This window comes from Xenorhabdus sp. PB61.4, from assembly GCF_963894935.1.
In the GTDB taxonomy this organism is placed as follows: Bacteria; Pseudomonadota; Gammaproteobacteria; order Enterobacterales; family Enterobacteriaceae; genus Xenorhabdus; species Xenorhabdus stockiae.
Genome location: NZ_CAWQJR010000145.1, coordinates 37,528 through 48,121, shown reverse-complemented (window position 1 = coordinate 48,121; position 10,594 = coordinate 37,528). Strand labels below are relative to the sequence as shown.

Here is a 10,594-nt window from a genome sequence, read left to right as displayed (position 1 = left end):
GATGATTCTGTAATCCCAGTTGTTCCGGTTCGGGATTAGTGACAGCGTATTGGGCGACCCGTTCCAGATAATCCGCCTCATCTAATAACCAGACAGGGATATCAGGGTTCAGAGCCTGTGACTGTAAATGCTGTTGGGTGAGCAGTAATTTAGGCGCACTGTCAGACAGGATATAAGCCCGTCGCTTATCCGGATGATTCGGATCAAGCGGGACATACGCTGCACCGGCTTTTAAGATACCCAGTATGCCAATCATCATATCCGGACAGCGTTCGACACACAGGGCAACCCGATCATCCGGCCGGATACCTGCCGCAATCAGGGCATTAGCCAACTGGTTGGCGCGCTGGTTCAGTTCATCATAACTGAGTGAGCCTTGCTCAGTTATGATGGCAATGGCCGCCGGAGTCTGCTGTGTCCGTTGCTCAAACAACGTATGGATAAGTGCGTCTGACGGGAGGAAGTCCGTTTGTGTGGCATTGAAGACTTTCAGTAACTGTTGACGTTCAGCTACCGGCAGAATGGACAGCGCCCACACAGGCTGACCGGGATTGTTTTGCAGTGCGTCAGTCAGCCCACACAGAGCAGTATACAGATAATTCACCACCCGACGTGGATCGACGCTGTTCACTGCCTGAACGACCAGTGTAAAACCGTCCCCAAAATCATCCACCGACAGATCCAGCGGATAGTTTGACCATTCTTTAGAAGACAACAGTCGAACACCTTCCCATCTGGGGTTCTCCGTGGAATCTGACGAACCGTGGGACGAAGTATGACGATAGTTAAGCAGGGCACTGAATAACGGCAGGGGAGGCATAACACCGCTGCAACGCTGGGCGAGAGCGAGTGGAAATTGCTCATGTTCCAGCAGGTCAGCCAGATCTTTTGCCGTTGCCCGAACCACTTCAAGTACCGTGTGATTGTTCAGGGAGATTCTGACCGGCAGGGTGTTGATAAACATCCCCATCACCTGATCGGCTCCTGTGGTGCCTTGCAATCGTCCCGACAACACCGTGCCGAAAACCACGTCATCACGTCCGCTAGTGTGGGCCAACACCTGTGCCCAGGCGACATGGAACAGCACACTCGGACTGATCCCCAGTTGGCGGGCCAGTGCGCGGAGGGTTTGCGCCAACGAGATATCCAGACACAATTGGGCTTCCGTCACATCGGTACCATCCCCCTGTACATTGAGCAGGCCGAAGGGGGCAGTGGGTTCATCAATCTCAGCGAGCCGCTCGCGGAAGTAACCTTCATGCACTGAAGGCGGTATGTTCAGCATTTGGGCAATAAAGTTGCGGTATGGCAGTGGCGCAGGCAGGGACTCGACTTTTCCTTGTAATAATTGCTGGATTTCATCCATGATTAATTCCAGTGTCACATGGTCACTAACCAGATGATGAAAACTCAGCCCCAGCAGCCACTCATTACTGGCCGGATCGTGGGCGGTACTGGCGGTAAATAAAGGCGCCTGACTGATATTCATTCGCTGAGCGATGTGCGCTTGTAATTGAGACGGAATATTCTGTACGGACGTAGGGATAAATGATGTCACGAGTAACGGAGCCTGTCGCCAGACCACTTGTACTGGTTGACTCAGCCCCTGCCAACAGAAGGCGGTACGCAGGATATCATGGCGATCGATGACCTGTTGCAGAGCCGCAAGGAAAGCCTCCAGACGCGCTTGGGTATCAAAAGCCAGCAGGGTGTTTAACAGATAGGTATCGTCATTTTCCTGCAACTGGTAGTGGAACAGAATGCCTTCCTGTAAAGGGGATAGGGGATAGGTATCCTGCACATTAGCAACCCCGCCGGTTACAGTTGCAATGACGGTGTCAATTTCACTTTGTGACAGCGTCACCAGTGGCAGCATCTCAGGCGTAATAACTGTGCAGCCCTCGGGAATGCGGTTGGGGGGAACCAGAACCGGAACCCGCGGTACATCCATCCCTGTCTGTATCGCCTGTGCCATCTCTGTCAGCAGCGGTGTAGCAAAGACAGCGGATACGTCTAGTGAATACCCCCGATTACGCAATTGTTCAATCAGGTTAACAGCAATCAAAGAGTGTCCGCCCAGTTTAAAGAAATGGTCATGGCGTCCGACACGCTCCACTCCCAGTAAATCCTGCCAGATTTCCACTAACGCAGTTTCCACATCTCCGATTGGTGCAGCATAATCATGGGTGATCACAGCGGATAAGTCCGGAGCGGGTAGCGCCTTACGATCGAGCTTACCGTTAGGAGTTAGTGGGAAAGTATCTAAAATGACAAACGCATAGGGGAGCATATACTCTGCCAGATGGTGTGCCAGTTGTCGGCGCAGATCAACTGGCACCAGTTCCGTACCCGTTTCAGCACAGAGATAAGCCACCAGGCGGGCATCACCTTCCGTATCTTCACGGACAATAACAATCGCATCCTGTACCCCCGGACACTGCATCAGATGTGCTTCGATTTCTCCCGGTTCAATACGGAAGCCTCGCAGTTTGATTTGAAAATCATTACGTCCAAGATATTCGATATTGCCATCCGGCAACCAGCGGCCCAGATCGCCGGTTTTGTACATTCTGGTATTAGGCTGTGAGCTAAAAGGGTCGACAACAAAACGTTCTGCCGTCAGTTCAGGCTGGTTTAGATAACCCCGGGCAACGCCAGCCCCCCCGATATAAATCTCGCCGGTTACGCTCAGAGGCACTGGCTGACCATAAGCATCAAGAATATAGATTCGGGTATTGGCTATCGGATGGCCGATGCTGGGGTATGGCAGGGAATGATCCACCGAACAAAAGGTCGCATCAACAGTACATTCTGTCGGGCCGTAGACATTAATAAAACGGGGCGTTTCTATTTGTTGTAAGCGCGACCAGACGACAGGTGAAATGGCCTCTCCTCCGATTAAAACCTGTTGGGGCTGATAACCCACATCGGTACCTAACCCCGCATTCAGCAGCCATTGTAGCTGCACAGGTGTGCAGTCAAACAGATCTACCTCGTGATGAGCCAGATAACGCCAAAGCTGCGTTCCATTGGCACGAATAGCCTCCGGAATGATGACCAGTGTATGACCGGCAAGCAATTGCAGCCAACTTTGTACTGAAGCGTCAAACACAATACTGGCATTCAGGGCGGTACGACACGGCGTAGTTAAATTGATCACCGATTGCAACCCGGTATACAGATTGATGACGTTGCAATGAGTCACCATAATCCCCTTGGGGTTTCCGGTGGATCCGGAGGTGTAAATCACATACGCCAGATGGCGTGAATTCAGCCCGCGGGTTCGGCAATCAGGGTTTGTATCCGGCATGTCATCAAAGACAGATAAAGCAGGAGTATCCAGCAGCACGGCCGGCAAGTCGTTGTCTAACCTTGCAACTAGCTCGGACTGTGTGAACAGAGCCACAGGGGCGGCTTCATGGAGCATATAGCGCAAGCGGTCCGTGGGATAGCGGGGATCGAGGGGGACGTAAGCTGCCCCGGCCTTGAGAATGCCCAGCAACCCCACAATCATTTCCGGGCTACGTTCAACACAAAGCGCAACCCGATCATCGGGCTGTACTCCCAACGCAATCAGATAATGCGCTAGCCGGTTGGCCCGGCGGTTAAGTTCGTTATAACTGAGGGACTGTTCTTCAAATACCACCGCGGTAGCTTCTGGGGTAAGTGCTGCTTGTTGTTCAAACAACTCATGGATGAGCGCATCTTGCGGAAATTCAGCTTCGGTATTATTGAACTTGAACAACAGGTTATGCCGCTCTGTCTCAGATAAGAGGGGAGCATGTTTAACCTTTGTATCCAGTGATATCACTGCGGCTTCGGTTAACAGTGCCAGCCGGGATTGAAGGGTGATAACTTCTTCATAACTCAGACAATTACTGTCGTAGCTGAATGCAATGGTGAAAGGTTCATTTTCCTTTTCAATCTGGTGGGGTGTGGAAATTGAATATTGGTGAATTGCAATTGAAAGCGGAAACATCACGCCACGATAGGAGCCTTTTAACGTCATGGCTATATTTTCCATACTGACACAGACATCGAATGGCTCAAATGACAGGGCGATATCAAAAAGTTGGCTACGCCCGGTTTTTTGTTTGATTTGTGTATTCTGATTGATCTCAGTAATAGGGAATCGTTGATGTTTATAGCAATGATGCAGCTCGGTCGCCACTTTATGCATAATATCAAGAACAGAATCATCCGCGTGAATGGCCACTCTGATAGGGATGACTGACGAAAACATACCGAGTGTCGATTTTTGTTTTTTATTTTTTCGGTTGTGGACGGGGATACCTATAACAATCTCTTCTGCACCGTTAATACGAGTAAAATAGCAAGCTAAAATGGCATACATAAAATGAAGGACAGATAATCCATGAGCGGCTGCGATATTTTCTATCTGCTGAGAAAGTGTTTTACCCAGTTGCCAAAAGACGGGTTTAGCAAATTCACTCGTGGCCGGCTTCCTTGAATGCGGCAGTGGAAGCAGGGCTGATGGCAACGTTTCATAGCGCTTCTGCCAGAACTGTAAGTCTCGCATGTATAATTTAGAATTAAGATAGGCTTGATCTTCAGTAATAAAATCAAGATAAGAAGGGGCTATATCAGGCAAATTTTCACCGGTCGCTAAATGCCTGTAGTGTTCTAAAAGCTCCTTGAAGATCAGTTTTAATCCCATACCATCTAATATCAAATGATGACAGCAGAATTGCCAGTACCAACGGTTCTCACCAACCCTAAATAATCCGGTATGCCACAATTCATTATATAAACAAAACGGGCGTATAAAATTAGCTTGCATCTGCTGTTCGGCGCGGAGTTCAGCATCAGTTTCCTGTGAAAAATCGTATACCGTTAAGGGAAGCGAGAGAGTCTCAACAAACGTTTGCTGAGGCATCCCGTAAGTCTCAATGAGTTTTAAACGTAAAGCATCATGATGAGAAACGACCGCTTCCAGCGCCTGAATAAATAATGATTCGTCCAGCTTCCCCTCAAGACAAATTAATATACTGAGGTTGTAATCGGAGGAATTAGGGCGAGTCATTTGGTCTAACCAAATAACTTGTTGAGTAGAGCTTAGTGAGAATTCACCACATGATGGTTTGTGGTTACGTTGTGTATGCATTTTATAGCTCCAGAATCTCATAGATTAATCTGTCAACTAAAAAACTTGATATAATTCTTGTGATTATGAAAGAATTCCTGTATCAACAGGCACAGATAGAGCGTTGTATTTTGTATACAGGCGCTTCATTCAGAACAAAAAGGTATCTAGGTTATTTCTTCAAGCGCGAGGATAGTGCTTAACTTACACATCAGGATGCCAACGGAGGTGGCATTAACAATACGTTATTAAAACTAAACTAATGTACTTAAACAAAAACAAAATAATAAAAAAATTCTTATGTTTATTTTGTTTTATCCATGTATTCCGTAAACCCAAAAAAGTAAAAGAATGAAGCTATAGCGGCAGTTTAATGTGGTAGGAGTAACGAGTAGTTATAACAATATTATTTAATGTTTATAGGTAACATTAACGTCTTATCAAAGCAGGGGGGAACTAAATGGCTGAAGTGTGAACTGACGGAAGGAACATCAACACGATGAATACCACCTTCCCAAGAGGTAAGAAGATGGTTTCACCTGCTCGGAGGCTATCTTGCAAATCGTCGGGAGCCAAAGACACAGAAAACTACACCAATGGTTACAATAACCATAAGGAAGCTTACAGATTCACCCAGCAAACTCGCAGCTAAAGCCAGTCCTAAAAAGGGTTGAAGTAATTGAAGCTGGCCGACAGCAGCAATTCCTCCCTGCACTAAACCGCGATACCAGAAAATAAACCCGATCAGCATACTGAAGAGTGAAACATACCCAAGGCTTATCCAAGCAGGCATACTGACGTTTTTAAATGTATCCGGCATATATATCAATGTCAGAATCAGCATTATGGGTAATGAGATGAGTAAAGCCCAGCATATCACCTGCCAGCCACCCAGTTCCCTGGAAACCTTTGCGCCTTCCGCATAACCTAGCCCGCATACAATGACAGATGCCAGCATTAATAGATCTCCGGTCAGTGAAGCGCTTGAATCCTGAGTAAATGCGAACCCCACAACCAGTGCACTGCCGATGACAGAAAACACCCAGAAGGCAGGGCGGGGACGTTCTCCTCCACGCCATACACCAAAGATGGCTGTTGCCAGAGGCAGTAAACCCAAAAAGACAATGGAGTGAGCTGAAGTTATATATTGTAGTGCCAGTGCGGTGAGAAGAGGGAAACCAACGACCACACCGATAGAAACGATAACCAGAGAAGCGATTTGTTCTAACTTAGGGCGCTTTTCTTTTAGCGCTAATAAGATGACCAGAGCCAATAAGCCGGCAATGGATGCCCGGGCAACAGTCAGAAACACAGGGTCAAAATCCATTACCGCCACTTTTGTTGCAGGTAAAGAGCCACTGAAAATCAATACACCAAGAAAGCCATTAAACCATCCGTTCGTTCTATCCTGTTTCATGGTTAAACTTTTCATGTTTGTTCTGAAACCTCATGTAATTAGATTCTATACTAATTCAACGTGTTATATTCCCCCGCGCCGCGGGGAGAGATATAAGGACTCACCTCATATTACCCGTTGTAACCTGGAGTTTATCGGGTATCTAACTGAAGCCTATAAATAAAATACTGCCCAACCTGTGATAACGATAAATCATGATATTGCTCACATTCATGACAATCAAATTATTGTCATGAATACATTTTCGTAAAAATCGCATATAAATCAGTCGTTATCATGAGAAATTCGCTGAAACCGGAGGCTTTTTAATGGCACACTCTCGATATAAATTTATAGTTGATAAATTTGCTGCTGATATACGGGCGGGCCGCTTGCCTCCCGGAACACGCCTGCCTACTCACCGGCAGCTGGCTATCGATGAAAAGATGTCTTTAGTCACAGCAACCCGGGTTTATACCGAACTTGAAGCAATGGGACTCGTAAGTGGGGAGACAGGGAGAGGAACATTTGTCCGGGAAATATCATTACCTGCGGATTTGGGTATAGAACACCATGTTGCTTCAGATATGGTTGATTTAAGTTTTAACTATCCCTCTTTTCCCTCCCAGACAGAATTGTTGCGAAATTCTCTCCGCCAACTGGCAACTTCCGGCGATCTTGAGGCGTTACTTCGTTACCAGCCACATGGCGGGCGTTTGCATGAACGAACGGTGATAGCGCAATATCTGAAAACAAGGGGATTAAAGAGTATCACGACAGAGAATACCCTTATCGTTAGCGGTGCTCAGCATGGTTTAGCCACAACAGTTATGGCTATGTTGAAACCCGGTGATGTAGTTGCAGTAGATACTCTGACTTACCCGGGTTTTAAAGCGCTGGCAAAGACTTATCATCTGGAACTTGTTTCAGTTCCTGCGGGTAACGAGGGGACTGATCTGGATGCACTGGAAAAGCTATGTCAGCGTCGGCATGTCCGGGCGTTCTATACCATGCCTACATTACACAATCCATTAGGATGGGTGATGAGCCGGCAACATCGGCAACGTCTGGTAGCGCTGGCCCGACAATATAACCTGCTGCTGATTGAAGATGGTTCTTACGCTTTTCTTGCTGAGAATGCACCGCCGCCCCTAGCGGAACTGGCTCCTGAATCCACAATCTATGTTTCTGGTTTTTCGAAAAGTATTGCGACCGGGTTACGCGTTGGTTTTATCGCTGCTTCGGTAGAAAAGATCCCCTCACTTGAACGGATAATCAGGGTAACAACATGGAATACCCCTGCTTTAATTACCGCCATTACCTGTGAGTGGATCACTAACGGAATGATCACCCAGTTAGAAGAAGATAAACGTCATGATGCACAGGCACGTCAACTCATTGTTAAACGGGTCTTTAAAGGAATGAGATATATCAGCCATCCATCATCCTATTTTGTCTGGCTTCCGCTGGATGAGGGAATAAGGGCAGATCAGGTTACAATGGCTTTAATGAAGGAGCATATATCAGTATCCACAGCCGAACCATTTGCTACATCTTCATATGTGCCACATGCAATCCGTCTGGCTATCGGCTCAATAGAACAAAAATCCCTGCAAACGGTACTGGAAAAAGTAAAAAACATTGTCAGCCTGTATTCGTGTTTATGAAATTTTGCATTTATAGTTTCCAAAAGGAAACTAATATTCTGAAAATACGGATATCATCCCCGTGAATTTTTTAACAAACATCAAATATATTTTCCAAATGGAAATCATATTACTGACAAAAATTGTCACTACCGGCTGTTAAAGTCAGATAGAGGAGCAATAGTTAATTTGTCAGCCGTTAATGGATTAGTTGGCATTGCTGGCTTATCGCCTTACACCGTAGCAAAGCATGGCGTGATTGGTTTAACGAAAACAGCCGCGCTGGAATTTGCGTCTAAGAATATCCGGGTAAATGCAGTTGCCCCCGGTTATGTTAGTACTCCAAAGATAAATGAATTTCCAGAAGAAGTATTACACCGTTTTTCAGACTGCCACCCAATGAAAAGAATGGCTAAAATGGAAGAAGTTGCTGAATTTATTTCATTTCTTTTATCAGAAAAATCCAGCTTTTGCACAGGGGGGATTTATCCTGTTGATGGCGGGTATTTATCACAATAGTGCGGCAACTTGAGTAAAAAATTTAGACAGTGGCGGGATGATTTTCTCCTGCCATTTACCGTTAGCTGAATCATAGAAAGAAAAGCGTTATATGAAAACGGATAATCAGAACACTCATGATATTGCGATAACACCTTTTGGAGATGCATTGAGCAGGCTCCAGTGCGTTCTTGTTGCAAGAAGAACGATGGTAAACCCTGAAGGCGTTTCCTGGGCTCAATATGATGTATTACATTTACTCCGGCAGTATCAATCCATGAACCCCGGTGTTATTGGTGAAAAGCTTGGTTTTACCCGCTCAAAAACATCAAAGATTTTGCGCTCACTTAAAGATAAGGAGCTGGTTAAACAAGAATCGAGTGAGCATGATAAGCGCGAACTGATCACTAAATTAAGCCCGAAGGGATTGGTATTCTTGCAGCGAACCGAAGCAAGTAAACACAAGATGGCTGATATTGTCACATCGCATATGTCTCAGGGCGAAATTGCTATATTTACAGAACTATGCCATCGGGCAGCAGATCTTTTATCCGCGAATACACTCATTCGTGACGAAGATTAAATCTTATGAAGCAAAAATCACGTTTCGCTATAAAAAACGGTTTGAAACGTGATAATTGACTTTGAATTAACATTCAGATGAACAGACACATCAAGATATTATTGACGTATTTTTCTTCATCAATTTTTAATGAGATAGGTTCCTTCCCATATACCTTGAATCCCATTTTTTCATATAAATGAATCGCTGAGACATTCTCTTCAACAACAGCTAATGATAGCTTTTTAACATTACTTTTTTTCAGCAATGTTATTAAGTTATCCATTAGTTTTTCACCAACTTTCAAACCACGATAACCCGGTTTTACATAAAAACCCCAGATAATTCCTTTATGTAAAGTTTTATAGTTACTATTTTGCTGAAATCCAATCACACCAATTAATTCATTATTTAAATAAGCGCCCAAAATCAAAGAACCCGTTATTTTAGTGATAAACTCCTGCTCACTTTTAGTTGATTCTTCTTGATAGGTCGCGCCAAAAGATTCAGGATTGATGTACAAAGATTCAAGCCGAAGTTCTCGGTAATCTTTAACATCACTTTTTCCTAATACTCTGATAAGTGGTAACGATTCCATACCTGACACCTCAACAAATGGAAAAGGAAGATATGTGATAAACAAAATTTACCAGTCACACATCAGAAACAGACTAATGCTATCTTCATAATCAGTTGTGAAATTTATTGGATAAATATCTAGACGACCAGTCAGTTTTATGATTATGATAAAAGCATTATGAAAAAATCTGCATCAGACACAAGGCAACATATTCTGGATGTTGCCAAATCAATTATCGCTCACAAAGGTTACACTGCCGTTGGGTTGGCCGAACTGGTCACCGCTGCCGGTGTCCCCAAAGGTTCATTTTATTACTATTTCAAATCAAAAGAAGAGTTTGGACAGATCTTGTTGAAGGAATATTTCAATGAATATTTGTCCAGGGCCAGAACGCTTTTATCCTCAACCGAAGGTACCGCTCGTGAGCGTTTGCTCAACTATTTTCGCGTCTGTTCTGAAATACAGACAACAGGCCAGCCTGAAGACAAATGCCTGACTGTTAAATTAGGGGCTGAGGTCTGCGACCTTTCCGAAGGAATGAGATCAATTCTTTGTCGAGGTACTATCGACATTATCGATCAACTGACACAATGCATTGAGTCAGGGCAGAGCGATAATTCTATCTCAGCAGATGTATCGCCTCGCGTATTAGCTGAATCACTATATCAATTATGGCTGGGGGCATTTCTTGTCGCTAAAGTAGCTAAAGATACCGCTCCATTTAACTCCGCCATAGAGATGACCCAGCGACTACTATCGTAGTCGCATTTTTTTATCTTTTTTGTAGACGACTGGTCAATTATTAAAA

Annotated in this window: 6 protein-coding genes and 1 pseudogene; 4 read left to right on the top strand and 3 right to left on the bottom strand. The window is 45.1% G+C overall.

Annotated features, from left to right (window positions below; translation table 11 throughout):
- Both AACX68_RS08015 and AACX68_RS08010 read right to left on the bottom strand, forming a co-directional pair.
- The coding region (locus AACX68_RS08015) for a non-ribosomal peptide synthetase (RefSeq protein ID WP_228858770.1) at positions 1-5,125 on the bottom strand (5,125 nt) is incomplete at its 3' end.
- Between the two features lie 529 nt (positions 5,126-5,654).
- Positions 5,655-6,536, bottom strand: a complete 882-nt coding sequence (locus tag AACX68_RS08010; RefSeq protein ID WP_228858769.1) for a DMT family transporter — start codon at positions 6,534-6,536, stop codon at positions 5,655-5,657.
- 293 nt (positions 6,537-6,829) lie between these two features.
- Here AACX68_RS08010 and AACX68_RS08005 point away from each other — a divergent pair, with 293 nt between their 5' ends.
- The 3 genes and pseudogenes from AACX68_RS08005 (at position 6,830) to AACX68_RS07995 (ending at position 9,227) form a co-directional block, all read left to right on the top strand.
- Positions 6,830-8,167: an aminotransferase-like domain-containing protein gene (locus AACX68_RS08005; RefSeq protein WP_228858768.1), complete on the top strand. Its 1,338-nt coding sequence runs from the start codon at positions 6,830-6,832 to the stop codon at positions 8,165-8,167.
- Positions 8,168-8,302: 135 nt separating this feature from the next.
- A pseudogene (locus AACX68_RS08000) lies at positions 8,303-8,665 on the top strand (SDR family NAD(P)-dependent oxidoreductase); the annotation flags it as partial.
- Between the two features lie 91 nt (positions 8,666-8,756).
- Positions 8,757-9,227 (top strand): MarR family winged helix-turn-helix transcriptional regulator, encoded by a 471-nt coding sequence (locus AACX68_RS07995; protein WP_228858767.1) that lies wholly within the window; start codon positions 8,757-8,759, stop codon positions 9,225-9,227.
- 73 nt (positions 9,228-9,300) lie between these two features.
- Here the strand turns inward: AACX68_RS07995 and AACX68_RS07990 are convergent, their stop codons facing one another.
- Positions 9,301-9,804 carry a GNAT family N-acetyltransferase gene (locus AACX68_RS07990; RefSeq protein WP_228858766.1) on the bottom strand — a complete coding sequence of 168 codons (504 nt, stop codon included), beginning with the start codon at positions 9,802-9,804 and terminating at the stop codon, positions 9,301-9,303.
- Positions 9,805-9,963: 159 nt separating this feature from the next.
- On the opposite strand from AACX68_RS07990, the gene AACX68_RS07985 reads away from it, so the two are divergent.
- Positions 9,964-10,548, top strand: a complete 585-nt coding sequence (locus tag AACX68_RS07985) for a TetR/AcrR family transcriptional regulator (protein ID WP_228858765.1) — start codon at positions 9,964-9,966, stop codon at positions 10,546-10,548.
- Positions 10,549-10,594: the final 46 nt, after the last annotated feature.